The organism is Streptomyces candidus, from assembly GCF_014207445.1.
In the GTDB taxonomy this organism is placed as follows: Bacteria; Actinomycetota; Actinomycetes; order Streptomycetales; family Streptomycetaceae; genus Streptomyces; species Streptomyces candidus.
Map to the genome: position 1 here is coordinate 210,212 of NZ_JACHEM010000001.1, position 15,527 is coordinate 225,738.

Annotated in this window: 13 protein-coding genes; 9 read left to right on the forward strand and 4 right to left on the reverse strand. The window is 72.7% G+C overall.

Annotated elements, in window-relative coordinates; all coding sequences use genetic code 11:
* Positions 1-205: 205 nt before the first annotated feature.
* The 4 genes from HNQ79_RS00880 (at position 206) to HNQ79_RS00895 (ending at position 5,862) form a co-directional block, all read left to right on the forward strand.
* Positions 206-739, forward strand: coding sequence for a beta-class carbonic anhydrase (locus HNQ79_RS00880; RefSeq protein ID WP_185025728.1), 534 nt, complete (start codon positions 206-208; stop codon positions 737-739).
* Between the two features lie 203 nt (positions 740-942).
* Positions 943-1,959, forward strand: a complete 1,017-nt coding sequence (locus HNQ79_RS00885; protein WP_185025730.1) for an AAA family ATPase — start codon at positions 943-945, stop codon at positions 1,957-1,959.
* On the forward strand, positions 1,959-3,347 hold the full coding sequence (locus HNQ79_RS00890; protein WP_185025732.1) for a DUF58 domain-containing protein: 1,389 nt from the start codon (positions 1,959-1,961) through the stop codon (positions 3,345-3,347). Before HNQ79_RS00885 ends, HNQ79_RS00890 begins: the two co-directional genes overlap by 1 nt.
* A gap of 100 nt (positions 3,348-3,447) precedes the next feature.
* Positions 3,448-5,862: a transglutaminase TgpA family protein gene (locus tag HNQ79_RS00895; protein WP_185025734.1), complete on the forward strand. Its 2,415-nt coding sequence runs from the start codon at positions 3,448-3,450 to the stop codon at positions 5,860-5,862.
* 179 nt (positions 5,863-6,041) lie between these two features.
* Here HNQ79_RS00895 and HNQ79_RS00900 read toward each other — a convergent pair whose 3' ends face one another.
* The 3 genes from HNQ79_RS00900 to HNQ79_RS00910 form a co-directional block, all read right to left on the reverse strand.
* Positions 6,042-6,440, reverse strand: coding sequence for an SCO2097 family morphological protein (locus tag HNQ79_RS00900; RefSeq protein WP_185025736.1), 399 nt, complete (start codon positions 6,438-6,440; stop codon positions 6,042-6,044).
* 372 nt (positions 6,441-6,812) lie between these two features.
* Positions 6,813-7,589, reverse strand: a complete 777-nt coding sequence (locus HNQ79_RS00905) for a class I SAM-dependent methyltransferase (protein WP_185025738.1) — start codon at positions 7,587-7,589, stop codon at positions 6,813-6,815.
* Positions 7,590-7,713: 124 nt separating this feature from the next.
* Positions 7,714-8,202 carry an SAV_6107 family HEPN domain-containing protein gene (locus tag HNQ79_RS00910; RefSeq protein WP_185025740.1) on the reverse strand — a complete coding sequence of 163 codons (489 nt, stop codon included), beginning with the start codon at positions 8,200-8,202 and terminating at the stop codon, positions 7,714-7,716.
* A 165-nt stretch (positions 8,203-8,367) separates the two neighbouring features.
* Between HNQ79_RS00910 and HNQ79_RS00915 the strand changes: the two genes are divergently transcribed.
* The 5 genes from HNQ79_RS00915 to HNQ79_RS00935 all read left to right on the forward strand — a co-directional run bounded on the left by HNQ79_RS00915 (position 8,368) and on the right by HNQ79_RS00935 (position 14,539).
* Entirely contained in the window at positions 8,368-9,249 is an 882-nt protein-coding gene (locus tag HNQ79_RS00915) for an ATP-binding cassette domain-containing protein (protein ID WP_185025742.1), read from the forward strand.
* The gene (locus HNQ79_RS00920) at positions 9,221-11,332 is read left to right on the forward strand and encodes a YhgE/Pip family protein (RefSeq protein ID WP_185025744.1); all 2,112 of its coding nucleotides are present in this window, start codon (positions 9,221-9,223) and stop codon (positions 11,330-11,332) included. The genes HNQ79_RS00915 and HNQ79_RS00920 overlap by 29 nt, the downstream gene beginning before the upstream one ends.
* Positions 11,333-11,385: 53 nt before the next feature.
* Positions 11,386-12,000: a TetR/AcrR family transcriptional regulator gene (locus HNQ79_RS00925; protein WP_185025746.1), complete on the forward strand. Its 615-nt coding sequence runs from the start codon at positions 11,386-11,388 to the stop codon at positions 11,998-12,000.
* 354 nt (positions 12,001-12,354) lie between these two features.
* A complete protein-coding gene (locus HNQ79_RS00930) occupies positions 12,355-12,969 on the forward strand; it encodes a DUF4126 domain-containing protein (protein ID WP_185025748.1) in 615 nt (204 codons plus the stop codon).
* Between the two features lie 31 nt (positions 12,970-13,000).
* Entirely contained in the window at positions 13,001-14,539 is a 1,539-nt protein-coding gene (locus tag HNQ79_RS00935) for a phytoene desaturase family protein (protein ID WP_185025749.1), read from the forward strand.
* Between the two features lie 93 nt (positions 14,540-14,632).
* On the opposite strand, the gene HNQ79_RS00940 is transcribed toward HNQ79_RS00935, so the two are convergent.
* Positions 14,633-15,499, reverse strand: a complete 867-nt coding sequence (locus HNQ79_RS00940) for a hypothetical protein (protein ID WP_185025751.1) — start codon at positions 15,497-15,499, stop codon at positions 14,633-14,635.
* Positions 15,500-15,527 lie beyond the last annotated feature (28 nt).

Here is a 15,527-nt window from a genome sequence, read left to right on the forward strand (position 1 = left end):
CACGGGTCCCCGCGGTCAATCAACGGCCGACGTGCCGCGTGCCGTTCCCGTCACCCGGGGCGGGGGCCGGCTTCTCACCCGGAAGAGGGAAGGCGATCCACCCCTTGAGAAGGTCCTGTGCGTTAGCTCACAGCAGGTCCGGTTGGCGATCATTTTCCCGGCCCCCGGCAGGCCCCGGGCCGCGGCGGCCATTACCGTCGTAGCCATGTCGACTTCCGCATCCTTCTCCGACGATTCCGTCGACCCGTCCGTCATCGACCGTCTCGTCGCAGCCAATGAGCGGTACGCCGCCGGCTTCGAGGACCCGGGAATGGACGCGCGCCCGGTGCTGCGCGTCGCCGTGGTCGCCTGCATGGACGCCCGCCTCGATCTGCACGACGCGCTCGGTCTGGAACTGGGCGACTGCCACACCATCCGCAACGCGGGCGGTGTGGTGACCGACGACGTGATCCGCTCGCTCACCATCAGCCAGCGGGCGCTCGGCACCCGCAGCGTCCTGCTCATCCACCACACCACCTGCGGCCTGGAGTCCCTGACCGAGGACTTCCGGCACGAACTGGAGGACGAGGTGGGCCAGCGTCCGTCCTGGGCCGTCGAGGCGTTCCGGGACGTGGACCAGGACGTCCGGCAGTCGATGCAGCGGGTGCGCACGTCCCCCTTCCTGCTGCACACCGATGATGTCCGCGGCTTCGTCTTCGACGTCACGAAGGGACTCCTGCGGGAGATCGACCCGGCCTGATTCACCACCTGATCGCGCACAAAAAAGCCCCAAGTCCGGCATTTCGCACTCACTTGTCCACAGGCGAGTGACACGAAGCGCTCACGCCAACAAGAATGCCTACGTGACATCCGGCCGGGAACCCTCCGGCCGGGCTGTCCGTGTTCAGGTGTGGGCCGCTCGCGTCGTCGTGACGCCGGCCCGTAGGGGCCGAGGAGGGCCGGGTGACGACCTATGACGATCGAGCGAGCCTTACGGATCTGACCACCACGGCGGAGCGCGTCCGCACGTCGGTGGAGGCCGTGATCGAGGGCAAGCCGGAGGTCGTACGGCTTTCGCTGACGGTGCTCCTCGCCGAGGGGCATCTGCTCATCGAGGACGTGCCGGGCGTCGGCAAGACGATGCTGGCGAAGGCCCTGGCGAGATCCATCGACTGTTCGGTGCGGCGCATCCAGTTCACGCCGGACCTGCTGCCGTCGGACATCACCGGTGTGTCGATCTACGACCAGCAGCGGCGCGACTTCGAGTTCAAGCCGGGTGCGATCTTCGCGCAGATCGTGATCGGCGACGAGATCAACCGCGCCTCACCCAAGACCCAGTCCGCGCTCCTGGAGTCCATGGAGGAGCGGCAGGTGACCATCGACGGGCAGACGTACGAACTGCCCAACCCGTTCATGGTGGTCGCCACCCAGAACCCGGTCGAGATGGAGGGCACCTACCCGCTGCCGGAGGCCCAGCGCGACCGCTTCATGGCGCGCGTCTCCATCGGGTACCCCTCCCCCGAGGCGGAATTGCAGATGCTGGACGTGCACGGCGGCGTCTCGCCGCTGGACGACCTCCAGCCGGTGGCGCACGCGCACGACATCGTGAAACTGATCGACGCGGTGCGCACCGTGCACGTGGCGGAGGCGGTACGGCGCTACGCGGTCGAACTGGTCGGCGCCACCCGCACCCACCCCGACCTGCGCCTGGGCGCCTCTCCCCGGGCCACCCTGCATCTGCTGCGGGCGGCGAAGGCCTCCGCCGCGCTCGGCGGCCGGGACTACGCGCTGCCTGACGACGTACAGGCCCTGGCGGTGGCCGTGCTCGCGCACCGGCTGCTGCCGACCGCACAGGCCCAGTTGAACCGGCGCACGGCCGAGCAGGTCGTCACGGAGATCCTCCAGCGGACCCCGGTGCCGACCAGCGGGCCCGTGGCCGCTCCGCCGTACAACGGCTCGCCCGGCGTCCGGCCGCTGTGATGCCGGCCGCGGGGCCCGAGGCCGTACCCGGGGAGAGGGGCGGGGTACGGGCGGCGCTGTCCGGGCTGACCACGCGCGGCCGGTCCTTCCTGGCGGCCGGACTCGCCGCGGCCGGCTGCGCGTACGTTCTGGGCCAGGGCGACCTGCTCCGGGTGGGGCTGCTCCTGGCGGTACTGCCGCTGATGTGCGTGCTGGTGCTGTACCGCACCCGCTACCGGGTCGCGGGCAGCCGCCGGCTGACGCCCGCACGGGTGCCCGCCGGGTCCGAGGCGCGGGTGCACCTGCGGATGGACAACGTGTCGCGGCTGCCCACCGGGCTCCTGATGCTCCAGGACCGGGTGCCGTACGTGCTGGGGCCGCGCCCCCGCTTCGTACTGGACAAGGTGGAGGCGGGCGGCCGGCGCGAGGTGTCCTACCGGGTGCGCTCAGACCTGCGCGGGCGGTATCCGCTGGGACCCCTGCAACTGCGGCTGACCGACCCGTTCGGGATGTGCGAGCTGAGCCGGTCCTTCAGCGCGTACGACACGCTGACGGTGATCCCCCGGGTGGTGGCCCTGCCTCCGGTGCGGCTGAGTGGCGAGGCCAACGGGTACGGCGACGGGCGGCTGCGGTCACTGGCGCTGGCCGGCGAGGACGACATCATTCCGCGCGGCTACCGGCACGGCGACGACCTGCGCCGGGTGCACTGGCGCTCCACCGCCCGCTACGGCGAACTGATGGTGCGCCGCGAGGAGCAGCCGCAACGGGCCCGCTGCACGGTCCTGCTGGACACCCGTCGGGAGGCGTACGCGGGCGCGGGCCCCGACTCGGCCTTCGAGTGGGCGGTGTCGGGGGCGGCGTCCGCGCTGGTGCACATGCTCGAACGGGGGTTTTCCGTACGCCTGTTGACGGACACGGGCACTTCCGTGCCGGGCGACGGCGGAGGCGGATTCACCGGTTCCACCCAGGAGTCGGCCGACTCGGCGGGGCTGATGATGGACACCCTCGCAGTCGTCGGGCACTCCGAGGGCGGCGGGCTCTCGCCTGCGTACGACGTCCTGCGGGGCGGCAACGAGGGCCTGCTGCTCGCCTTCTTCGGCGACCTGGACGACACGCAGGCGGCCGTGGCCGCCCAGATGCGGCAGCGCAGCGGCGGGGCCGTCGCCTTCGTCGCGGACAGTGCGCTGTGGACCGCCGAACAAGGCCCCGCCGAGGCATTGCGGGAGCAGGCGGAGGAGCGGTTGCGGCTGCTGCGTGACGCGGGCTGGACGGCCGTCCCGGTGGGGCCGGGGGCGCCCCTGCCGGACCTGTGGCGGCAGGCCGAGGCGCAGCGCAACGGCGGCGCCGACACCAGGAGCATGAAGACGGGGACATCGGGGATGTCGGGGATCTCGGGGGGCTGGTCGTGACCGAGGCACTGGCCGGGGGCGCGGACCCGTTCGCGCGGACTCGTCCCATCGGCAGAGGGTTGGCCGCCGGGCGCCGGCCCGTCACGGGCGGAGGGACGTCATGAGCGGGCAGGTGCGGATGACGTGGTGTGCGCTGGCCGCCACACTGATGGCCTCCGGCGCCATGATTCCGCTGGTCACGGAGGCCGGCTGGTTCTTCCAGGCGGCGCTGCTGGTCGCCGTGCAGGCGGCGGTCGGGACACTCGCTCGGCGGGTGCCGCTGGCCAGGACACTGACCGTCGCGGTGCAACTCGTGGTGTCGATGGGGTTGCTGACGCTGCTGTTCGCCGGAGACCAAGCGGTGCTCGGGGTGCTGCCGGGGCCCGACGCCGTCGGGGAGTTCGGGCGGCTGCTGACCTCGGGCACCGCGGACGTCAACCGGTACGCGATCCCGGCTCCGGCCTCCGAGGGCATCCGGCTGATGCTGGTGGGCGGGGTGCTGTTCATCGGTCTCGCGGTGGACGCGCTCGCGGTCACGTTCCGCAGCGCGGCCCCCGCCGGGCTTCCCCTGCTCGCCCTGTACTCGGTGGCCGCCGGGCTCTCCGGGGGCGGTGCGAGCTGGATGTGGTTCCTGCTGGCGGCCTCCGGGTACCTGCTGCTGCTCCTGGCCGAGGGGAGGGACCGGATCTCGCAGTGGGGCCGGGTGTTCGGCGGGGCCGGGCCCCGCCGGCAGAGCGCCGGAGGACTGGAGCGCGGCAGCGGTTCGCCGCTCGCCCCGCTCCGTACGGGACGGCGCATCGGCATCTTCACCCTGGGCATCGCCCTCGCGGTGCCCGCCGTGCTGCCCGCGCTCGACGGCGGGCTGATCGGCGGCAGCGGCCCGGGGCGCGGGGGCGGAGGGGGCGGCGGCACCATTTCCGCGGTGAACCCCGTCGTCTCCCTCCAGGACAGCCTGAACCAGCCGGTCGACCGGGAGGTGCTGCGCTACCGCACGACGGCGCAGCAGACCCAGGACATGTATCTGCGGCTCGTCGCGCTCGACCAGTTCGACGGCACGGCGTGGAAGTCGTCCGAGCGCAAGGTCAGGGACGTCCCCGATCCGTTCCCCCGCCCCGCGGGGCTGGGCCAGGACGTCCCCACGACCGAGGTCAGCACGAACATCCGGGCCGCCGACTCGTACGCGCAGATATGGCTGCCCCTGCCGTTCCCCGCCACGCAGGTCAACGTCGGCAAGCGCTGGCGCTTCGAGCCGGAGGGCCGCACCCTCGTCGGCGATCAGGGACAGACCACCAGCGGCGTGGAGTACAACGTCCGCAGTCTGGCCGTGCAGCCGACGAAGGAGCAGCTCGCTGCGGCTCCGCCCCCGCCCGCCGATGTGCGCAGGGAGTACACGCGGGTCCCCGAGTCGCTCCCGCCGGTGGTCGAGCGGACGGCCCGCCAGGTGACCAGCCGTGCCACGAACGACTACGAGCGGGCCCGCACCCTCCAGAACTGGTTCGCCTCCGAGGGCGGTTTCTCGTACGACACCCAGGTGCAGTCGGGTACCGGGACGACGGCCATCGTCCGCTTCCTGGAGCGGAAGGAGGGCTTCTGCATCCACTTCGCCTTCTCGATGGCGGCGATGGCGCGGACCCTGAACATTCCGGCGCGGGTCGCGGTGGGCTTCACTCCGGGCGCGGCCAAGTCGGGCGACACGATGTCGGTCGGGCTGCGGGACGCGCACGCCTGGCCGGAGCTGTACTTCGAGGGGCTCGGCTGGACCCGGTTCGAACCGACCCCGACGCGGGGCACCGCGCCCGAGTACACGCGTGAGGACGTCCCGGCGGCCAACCCCAGCGACCCCTCGCGGCCGTCCCCGGGGACGGCCGGCGAGCCCAGTGCCGCGCCGGACCCGGCGGACACCTGCCCGGCCGAGGCGCGCCGGATGGGCGAGTGCGGCCGGGACGATCAGGCGGCACCGGCCGGCCCGACGGACACCGGCCTGCCGACGGGCACGGTCGTGGGTATCGCGCTGGGCGTCGCGGCGGCTCTGCTGCTGCCGATGCTGCCGTTGTTGTGGCGGACCCGGGTGCGGGCCCGGCGGCTTGGCTCGGGCGGGCGCAGCCCGACGGACGCGGCGGCCAGGACCCTGGCTGCCTGGCGGGAGATCACCGATTCCGCGTGGGACCTGGGCATTCAGCCCGACGAGTCGCAGACGCCGCGCAGGACGGCCGCGCGGATCGTCCGGCTGGGCGCACTGGACGGCGGGCCGGCCGAGGCGGTGCACCGGGCGGCGGGCGCGGTGGAACAGGTGCTGTACGCGCCGCAGCCGCGGCCGACCAGTGGCCTGGTGGACGACGTGCACCGGGTGCGGGCAGGGCTGGGGGCAGGGGCGGACAGGCGGGCCCGGCTGCGGGCGCTGCTCCTGCCGCGCTCGGCCGCCCGGGTGGCCTGGGAGGTGGCGGCACGCCTGTCGGCGTCGTCCGCGGCCTGGAGCCGCCGGTGGAACGGATGGTCCGCGGCGCTGCGGCGTCGGACGGCCCGCCAGCGGGGGTGAGTGACCTCCCGGTCGCCGAGGTCGCCGGGGTCGCCGGGGTGAGTGGCCCGGGGCCGGAGTCCGCGCGCGGGCGGCATGCGGGAGGGGCGGCCACCCCGAAGGTGGCCGCCCCTCACACGTCGTCGTCCAGCATGTTCACCGGGTGTCCCGGTGTGCGCTCCACCCGTACGGTCCGGGTCTCAGCCGCCCTGTTCGTCCCGGCGGCGCTGCCAGCGTTGCTCTATCCGGTTCATCACCGAACGGCGCTGCCTGGTCTGTCGATGGCCTTCGGTCGCCGCGGCACCGGGTACCGGTTGCTCGCCGGGCTTGGGAGCCTTGCGCCATCCGGTGACCGCGAGTACGGCACAACCGAGCATGACAAGGAAGCCGACCACGCTCACCCAGATCATCTGGGCGACCATTCCGGCCATGAGGAGCGCGATACCCACAAGGAAGCCTGCGACCGCTTGGTAGACCCGTCGCCGGGTGTACGTACGCAGCCCGCTTCCCTCAAGCGCTGTCGCGAATTTGGGATCTTCGGCGTACAGCGCTCGCTCCATCTGCTCGAGCATTCGCTGCTCGTGCTCCGAGAGCGGCACGGAGTCCTCCTACTCGTCGGTCGCGGGGGGCGACCGGATGCGGCCCTTTCAGAATAGGCAGGGAATCGCCCCGGTGAAACCCGCCCTCTACGCCAATTCGCCAATCCGGGCCGCCGTGCCGGCTTGGCTGTTGAAGCGTGCATTCCCCAACGGCCGACCCGTCATGCCGACGGTGTCCTTCGATCATACGGGGCCCGGAGGCTGATCGGGGGGCCTGTGACGGACTCCGTGCTTCCCTCATGCCCGGTCCCGTCCCTGATCAGCCGCCTCGGCGGGCTTTCGGGGGAACCCTGAGGGCGTTGCTCCGACCGTGCCGGGTGACTGCTGGGGCGGGGGAAGGCGGTGGGGCGGGGGTGTGAGGGACGGGCGGCGCTAGCGCGGTGCCGCGGCCTCGGCGCGCTTCTCGCCCAGTACGTGCAGTTGGGTGGCGACCGCGTGGAACGCGTCGAGTTCGGCGGCGGCGGCCTCCAGCTTCAGGAGTGCCTCCATCGCACCGGGCTCGGTGTCGACCAGGGCGCCGGGGACCAGGTCGGCGAAGACCCTGACGCCGTGCACCGCACTGACTTCGACGCCCGCGCCGTTGGCGAGCTCACGGAGCTGCCCGGCGGTGAAGCGGCGGGGTACCGGGTCGCCCTCGCCCCAGCGGCCCGCCGGGTCGGTCAGCGCGGCGCGGGCCTCGTTAAAGTGTCCGGCCAGGGCGCGCGCGAGGACGGCGCCGCCGCTCCCTGCGGCGAGCAGGCTGAGGGTGCCGGCCGGGCGAAGCGCGGCGACGACGTTGCGCAGGCCTTCGGCGGGGTCGTCGACGTACTCCAGCACTCCGTGGCAGAGCACGGCGTCGTACCCGCCGCGCTCGACCACGTCGAACAGGCCCAGCGCGTCGCCCTGGACGCCGCGGACGCGCTCGGCGACCCCGGCCTCGGCGGCCCGGCGCTCCAGAGCGAAGAGGGCGTTGGGGCTCGGGTCGACGACGGTGACGCGGTGGCCGAGCTCGGCGACGGGCACCGCGAAGTTGCCGGTGCCGCCTCCGGTGTCGAGGACGTCCAGGGTGTCGCGGCCGGTCTCCTTGGCGCGCTGGTCGAGAGCGTCCTTGAGGACCTCCCGGACCACGGCGGTACGGAGGGAGGCGCGGGGGCGCATCGGGTCCGACACGGCATTGACTCCTCGGTGAACGGTGCGGGCGGGCCCCTCGGACAGGGCTCCGTGGGTCCGCGGACAAGGCAGCGTCCAGCCTAATGGCCCGGGGCCCCCGCCCAGGTCACCGCGCCTGCCGGGTTCACCCCGCCCGTGCGGGCCCGGGGCCGGGCTCCTCCTCCCGGGCGCGCGGCAGCACCGGCTGGAGTACGAGCATCCGCTCGACCAGGCGCAGGAACATCGCGGCGTCGCGCATCAGGTCGTCGGCGTCCCGCGCACTGGCCGCCCCCCGTATGCCCGCCTCCGCGCGGGCCCTGCGGTCGGCACCGGAGGCGAACAGGGCGCTCCACTCGGTCAGTTCGGGCGCCGTTTCGGGCAGCACCTCCCAGGCGCTGCGTATGCGCTGCCTGCGGCGCGGGGTGGCTTCGGGGCGGCCCCGGGCGGCGAGGACCGCGGCGGCGGTGCGCAGGGCGGCCAAGTGGGCGGTGGCGTACCGCTCGTTGGGGGCCTCGGTGACGGCTGCCTCCTCCAGGCCGTGGCGGGCCTGGGCGAGGAGGTCGAGGGCGGCGGGCGGCGCCGAGGCGCGGCGCACCACCGGGTGGACATCTGCATGGACACCAGCGCGAGTCATGACGAACCTCCTGATCGTCGGGTAACGGCGCTGTGGCCGTATGTGTCCACTGTGAGGGACGCCACTGACAATCCGGCCTGAGCTGGGCTTTTGCGCGCCGAGGGCCAGGCGATACTTTTGAACTGACCGGTCAGTTCAAAAGAGTTCGGCAAGTGGGGAGGGTGCGTGGACAGCCCGCACACCGTGGCAGCGGAGAAGGCCGGAACCGACGGAGCTGCGGTGACCGCAGTGGACTTCGGCTTGAAGGGCCCGCGCGGCTGGGCGTTCCGCGGCGTGGACTTCGCCGCGCCCGCCGGATCGTTCGTCGCGATCGAGGGGGTGTCCGGCTCCGGCCGCACCTGCCTGCTGCTGGCGCTCACCGGACGCATGCGCGCCACCGAGGGTCATGCCGAAGTGGGCGGCTTGCTGCTGCCGAAGAAGATGGCGGCCGTGCGCGGCGTCAGCGGCCTGGGCCCCGTGACCGGGGTCAACGAGCTCGATCCGGCCTTCACGGTCGCCGAGCACCTGCGCGAACGCGCCCTGCTGCAGAGCCGTTTCGACCGCGGACTGCGTTCGCTGTTCCAGCGGCCCGCCAAGCGACGCGCCGACGCCAGGGCCCGGATCGACGCCGCCATGGAGGCCGCCGGTCTCGACCTGGACTCGCTGCCCAAGGGCGCGCGGACCTCCGTACGGGACCTGGAACGGCTGGAAGCACTGCGGCTGTCCGTCGGCCTCGCGTTGATGGGCTCGCCCCGGCTGCTCGCCGTGGACGACGCGGACCTCAAGCTGTCCGACGCGGAGCGCGAGCAGGCGTGGGAGCTGCTGCGGTCGGTGGCCGCTTGCGGCACGACCGTCCTGGCGGTGTGCAGCGAGCCGCCCGAGGACGCCCTGCGACTCTGCGTACGGAACGCGACCAAGGACGCGGCAGAGGCAGAGCCCGCGCAGTCCGCGGCAGACGTGAAGTCCTCGGATTCCGTGAAGGCGACGGACAGCACCGCGGACACGACCGACGAAGGCACGACCGAGGAGGGGACGGCCGATGCGCTCGCCGAAACTGGCCGCTCTTGAGCTGAAGCGGTTCGGCAGGGGGAAGCTGCCGCGCGCCGCGCTCGTCGCACTGCTGCTGCTGCCGCTGCTGTACGGAGCCCTGTACCTGTGGTCCTTCTGGGATCCGTACGGGCGGCTCGACAGGATTCCCGTGGCGCTCGTCAACGACGACAAGGGCGCGACCGCCGGGGGCAAGAGGGTCGCCGCCGGTGACGAGATCACCAGGAAGCTGCTGGACAGCAAGGTCTTCGACTGGCAGGAGGTGTCCGCGGAGGACGCCAGGGACGGGGTCGAGAACGGCAGTTACTACCTGTCGCTGACCATGCCGTCCGACTTCAGCGAGCGGATCGCCTCCAGCTCCGGCGACTCCCCGGAGACCGGTGCGCTCCAGGTGCACACCAACGACTCCAACAACTACATCGTCGGGCAGATCTCCCGTTCGGTGTTCTCCGAGGTGCGCACGGCGGCCTCCACGAACGCCTCGCGCGGCTTCCTCGACAAGATCTTCATCTCGTTCTCCGACATCCACGCCGCCACCGAGAAGGCCGCCAAGGGCGCCCAGGACCTCGACGGCGGCATCGGGAAGGCGAAGAAGGGCTCGCAGGACCTCGCCAACGGTCTGAACGACGCGAAGAAGGGCAGCGGGAACCTGTCGGGCGGCATCAAGAAGCTCGACAAGGGCGCGGGCGATCTCGCCGTGGGCGCCAAGCGGGTCGCCGATGGCACCAAGGAGCTGGCCGGCAAGGTCAACCGGGTCGCCGGGCAGGTCCGCCCGTACCTGAAGGACGACGGCACCTCGATCGCGCACTCCGCACAGTTGGTCGCCGACACCTCGAAGGTGGCCAGGAACCACCTCAAGACCCTGGTCAAGGGTGCTCCCGTCGCCGCGCAGGGCGCACGCACGGCGGCCAACGAACTGGCCGCCGCGCACAAGGAACTCTGCGAGCAGGCACCCGCGGCCGACGACGAGGCACAGACCGCTGCCAGGGCCAAGGTCTGCCCCGGGCTCAAGAAGGCCGCCACGGCCGCCGAGGAGGCGGCGACGGTGTCCGCGGACGTCAACGCGATGGTCAAGGACAGCAACAGTGACCTGACGCTCCTGGACACTCGCCTCAAGGACATCCAGGCCAAGTCGCAGAAGCTGGTCCGTGGCGCCCCGCGTCTGGACGAAGACCTGCAGACCGCCGTCGCGCAGGTCAACGCCCTGAACTCGGGCGCCCAGAAGGTCTCCCGGGGCGCCGCCAAGCTGCACACCGGCCTCGCCTCCGCCCGCACCGGCGCCACCGACCTCGACCAGGGCGTCGGCAGGCTGAAGACCGGGGCGCACAACCTGGACGGCGGACTGTTCAAGCTCGCCGACGGCAGCGGAAAGCTCGCGGGCGGACTGCACGACGGGGTGGGCAAGATCCCCGACTACGACAAGGACTCCCGTGACCAGCGCACCGAGGTGATGGCCGACCCGGTCAAGCTCGCCTCGCAGTCCCTGCACAAGGCGCCCAATTACGGCACCGGGTTCGCCCCGTACTTCATCCCGCTGTCGCTGTGGGTGGGCGCGATGGTGGCGTACATGCTGATCCAGCCGCTCAACCGGCGCGCCCTCGCCGCGGGTGCGTCCGCGTGGCGGATCGCCCTCGCGGGCTGGCTGCCGGTCGCCGCGCTGGGCGTGCTCCAGGTGGCCGCGCTGATGTCCGTACTGCACTGGGGCCTGGGTCTGGAGATGACCCGCACCGCCGGCACGCTGGGCTTCCTCGTACTGGTGACGTGCTGCTTCGCGTCGATCGTGCAGTGGCTCAACGCCCGGTTCGGAGCGGCGGGGCGCATCCTGGTGCTCGCGGTGCTGATGCTTCAGCTGACGTCGGCGGGCGGCACGTATCCGGTCCAGACGTCTCCGACGTTCTTCAACGCGATCCACCCGTTCCTGCCCATGACGTACGTCGTCGAGGGGCTGCGCAGGCTGATCTCGGGCGGCGGGCTGGAGCCGGTGTGGACGGGCAGCCTCGTGCTGGCCGCCTTCACCGCGGGCGCACTCGCCCTCACCGCGGTGTCCGCCCGGCGCAAGCAGGTGTGGACGCTGGACCGCCTGCATCCGGACCTCAGCCTGTGAACGCGCGGCCGGTGAGCCCGGAGAACACCCCGGGGGCTGAAAGAATCGGCGCCATGGACAGCACCAGCACGCGTCGCCGCAACACCCGGCAGAAGCTCTACGAGGCGGCCGTGACACTCATCGCCGAGAAGGGTTTCTCCTCCACCACCGTGGAGGAGATCGCCGACCGGGCGGGTGTCGCCAAGGGCACGGTGTACTACAACTTCAAGAGCAAGAGCGAGCTCTTCGAAGAATTGCTGCGGTACGGCGTCGGACTGCTCACCGCCTCCCTCCAGGAGGCGGCCGACGCCACCGCCGCACGGGACGGCAGCAACGTGGAGTCGCTCGACGCGATGATCCGGGCCGGCCTTGAGTTCATCGACCGGTACCCGGCCTTCACACAGCTGTACGTCGCCGAACTGTGGCGGACGAACAGGGCGTGGCAGTCCACCCTCCTGGTGGTGCGTCAGCAGGCGGTCGCCGTCGTGGAGACGGTCCTGTCCCAGGGCGTCGCGAACGGCGAGCTGAGCCGGGAGATCGACATCAAGCTGACGGCCGCGGCACTGGTCGGGATGGTGCTGGTGGCGGCGCTGGACTGGCAGGCGTTCCAGAGCGAGCGATCCCTCGACGACGTCCACTCCGCGCTGTCGCGGCTGCTGCACGGCCGGGTGGGTGGCACCCAGGGCTGAGCCGGCGGGCCCAGCTCTGAGTATCCGTACCTAGTGCGGGAGATGAGTAGGTACGCGGATGGGCTCCCACCTGCGCGGACGACAGAGTGGGAGGCACGGAGGGGGCGCTCGCGCCGAGACCGCCGACACGGGGCGGCGGAAGCGGCGCGGCACCCCTGCCGAACGGGGAACGGGGACACGGGGGAAGCGCGGCGGCCCGGTGAGGCTCGGGGGGATCGAGCCTGACCGGGCCGCTGCCGTTCCGGTCCCCCGCCGGCCGGGGGCTCCGGAGGTCCGGCATCCGCACCACCGGACGGCATCCGGCGCTGTCCGGCGTCCTGCACCGCCGGGCGGCTTCTGGCTACGATCGCGTCCGTGTCCGTACTCCCCCTCGTCTTCACCAGCGGCTGGGCCAGCGGGATCAACGCCTACGCGGTGGTCCTGCTCCTCGGCATCTTCGGCGCCACCGGGCTGACCGACGAAGTGCCCGCCTCCCTGCAGCGCACGGACGTCCTGGTGGTCGCCGCGATCCTCTTCCTCTGCGAGGCGGTCAACGACAAGATCCCGTACCTGGACTCGCTGTGGGACAGCGTCCACACGGTGATCCGTCCGATCGCCGGCGCGGTCGTCGGCGCGCTGCTCGCCGGGCAGAGCGGTTCGCTGCCGGAGCTCGCCGCGGGCGCGGTCGGCGGCTCCACCGCCCTGATCAGCCATCTGGTCAAGGCCGGAACACGGATGGCGGTCAACACCTCGCCGGAACCCTTCAGCAACATCGCGGTGAGCACCGCGGAGGATCTGGGCGTCGCCGGGGTCCTCACCTTCGCCATGTTCCATCCGGTCGCGGCGGCGGTCGTGGCCGCCGTCCTGCTCCTGGCGGGGCTGGTCATACTGCTGTTCCTGGCGAGCCGGATCCGGCGGTTCCGGCGGCGCAGGGCACAGCGGCGCGAGGAGAAACGCCTGGCCGGGCCGGGTGCGCGGCCTCCCGGCTGAGTTGTCGGTTGCGGCCGTTAGAGTCACTGGCATGGCACGGACTGTGGTGATCGGCGCCGGACTCGGCGCGATGGCGACCGCTGCCCGGCTGGCCGTCGCGGGCCACCGGGTGACGGTGTACGAAAGGGGCGGGACCTACGGCGGTTCCGCGGGCCGCTTCGAGCGGGACGGCTTCGCCTTCGACACGGGCCCGGGCCTGCTGCACCTGCCGGCCGTGTACCGGGACGTGTTCGTCAAGACGGGCAAGGAGCCACTGGAGAGCTGCGTCGGGCTGACGCAGGTGGACCCCGCGAGCCGGCACTTCTTCCCCGACGGCACGGCGCTCTCGCTGCCCAATGCCTCCCGCGGGGGCGTCGTCTCGGCCCTGGACGATGCGCTGGGGGCCGGGGCGGGGGGGCGCTGGGACGCCTTCATGACCCGGGCCCGGGACGCCTGGGACCGCACCCGCCGACCGCTGCTCGAAGAGCCGCTGCGCGCCGACTGGCAGGTGCTGGGCCGGGACCCGTACCCCGCGCTGCGGCACCGGCGGCTGCTGCGCCGCGACCGGCAGGCGGCCACGACGGCCGAGGTCGCCGCCTGGGAGCTGGCCGATCCGCGGCTGGTCGCCCTGCTGGAGGGCTACGCGCTGGCGTACGGCCTGGACCCGCGTGACGCACCTGCCTCCGCCGCCGTCCTGCCTTATCTGGAACAGACGTTCGGAAGCTGGTACGTGGCCGGGGGCACCCGGGAGCTGGCGCGGGCGCTGTACGAGCGGTGCCTGGCCCGGCGCGTGCGGTTCGTCTTCGATTCCGAGGTCACGGCCGTGGTGGAGAAGGACGGCCGGGCCGCGGGAGTGGAACTGGCGGACGGGACGGTCGCCGAGGCGGACTCCGTCGTCGCGGCGGTGCCCCCGGCGCGGCTGGCGGCGCTGCGGACCGGGCACGGGGTGTACGGCGACCTGGACGCGCCCGCCCGCGCGCCCGAGCGGGTGGCGGCGGGCCGGGTGCAGGTCCTGCTGGCACTCGAAGGGGGGCGGGAGGCGGGCGCGGTGCACCGGAGCGTGGTGCACGCCGCCCACCGGGAGTTCGAGCTCCGGGAGGTCTTCGACGAACTGGGCCCGGTCGAGTCCGTCGGCGACGACCTCTCGCCCACCGTGTTCGTGTCCCGGCCGGACGATCCGGCGCTGCGCCCCGACGAGGGGCACGAGGCGGTGGTGCTCACCGCCGCCGCCCCCGTGCACCCGGCCTACGACTGGAGCACACCGGGCCTGGCCGGTCTCTGGGCGGACCGGATGGTGGCCGCCGCTGCCGTCGCGGTGCCGGGGCTGGCCGGACGGATCCTGTGGCGCGAGGTCCGTACACCCGCGGACACGGCCGCCGTCACGGGGGCGGCCGGTGGGGCGGTGCCGCCGCCCGCCCTGGCCGGTCGCGACGGCCGCTTCCTCGCCCCGTCCAACACCACCGCCCTGCCGGGGCTGTACGCGGCGGGGGGCTGGGCGCATCCGGGCGGCGGGCTCGCACACGCCGGGATGTCGGGCGCCCTGGTGGCCGGGCTGATCGTGGAGGGGGACGGCTTCCGCGGGTCGCGGTAGGGGCACGGCCGCACCCGGAAACGGCCGGGGTTCCCGGGAAGGCAGAGCTGGTTCCCCGGGAACTCCGGCCGTCTCACTTCCTCCTGCGCGGGCTCAGTGGCGGTACTGGCCGTTCGCCCCGCTGTCGTACCCGTTCGGGTAACCGGCGGGCTGCTGGGGGGCCTCGGGGACGAACGGCTGCTCCCCGTCGCGCTGCTGCGGCACCCACACCCCGCCGGGCGGTGTCTCGGTCGCGTAGGCGTCGTCGCCGTAGGGTCCACCGCTGTAGGGCTGCTGGGCGCCGTACGGGTCGTAGTCGCCGCCGCCGTAGGACTGGGTACCGATGTACGGGTCCGAGTACGCGGCGTACTGCTGCTGCCCCGTGTCGTACGTGCCGTAGGACCCGGCGTCGTGGAGGGCGCCGCCCTGGTCGTACGTCGGGTAGGAGCCGCCGCCGAAGTCGTCGAAGCCCTGCGGCTGCGATGCGGCGTAGGGCGCCGGGGTGTCGTAGACCCCGTACCCGCCCGTGTCGTCCGGCATCGGCTGCGCCTCGTGAACCGCGGTCTGCACCTCCGGCTGTCCGTGGGCGGCGTATCCGTGTGCCGGGTCGAAGCCGTCCGCGGCCGGCTCGGGCTGCGCCCCGTACTCCAGGTCCGAGACCTGGAGCGTCGGCCGTGCCCCGGCGGACTCGCCGGCCTTGCCCCGGCGGCGCTTGCTTGCGCCGGGATTGCCGCCGATCGCCCAGCCCGTCGAGAAGCCGCGGCGGAAGGAGAGGGTGACGTACGTCTGGCCCACGGCGAAGGCGGCGGCGCCCGCCGCGATCACCAGGACCGACGGCAGCAGCACGCCGACCACGACGACGGCGAAGCCCGCGAAGGCGAGCACGCGCCAGCGCAGTCGTGCCTTGTACTGCAACAGCACTTCGCCGAGCAGCCACAACGCGACCACGCCGAATGCGATGTAGAGGACCGTCCAGCCCATGTACGCCCCTCCTCCTGCCGACCGCCCG

Coding starts and splice junctions, on each gene's coding strand:
- HNQ79_RS00880 (WP_185025728.1), top strand. CDS start 206: ATGTCGACTTCCGCATCCTTCTCCGACGATTCCGTCGACCCGTCCGTC.
- HNQ79_RS00890 (WP_185025732.1), top strand. CDS start 1,959: ATGCCGGCCGCGGGGCCCGAGGCCGTACCCGGGGAGAGGGGCGGGGTA.
- HNQ79_RS00895 (WP_185025734.1), top strand. CDS start 3,448: ATGAGCGGGCAGGTGCGGATGACGTGGTGTGCGCTGGCCGCCACACTG.
- HNQ79_RS00910 (WP_185025740.1), bottom strand. CDS start 8,202: ATGACTCGCGCTGGTGTCCATGCAGATGTCCACCCGGTGGTGCGCCGC.
- HNQ79_RS00920 (WP_185025744.1), top strand. CDS start 9,221: ATGCGCTCGCCGAAACTGGCCGCTCTTGAGCTGAAGCGGTTCGGCAGG.
- HNQ79_RS00925 (WP_185025746.1), top strand. CDS start 11,386: ATGGACAGCACCAGCACGCGTCGCCGCAACACCCGGCAGAAGCTCTAC.
- HNQ79_RS00935 (WP_185025749.1), top strand. CDS start 13,001: ATGGCACGGACTGTGGTGATCGGCGCCGGACTCGGCGCGATGGCGACC.
- HNQ79_RS00940 (WP_185025751.1), bottom strand. CDS start 15,499: ATGGGCTGGACGGTCCTCTACATCGCATTCGGCGTGGTCGCGTTGTGG.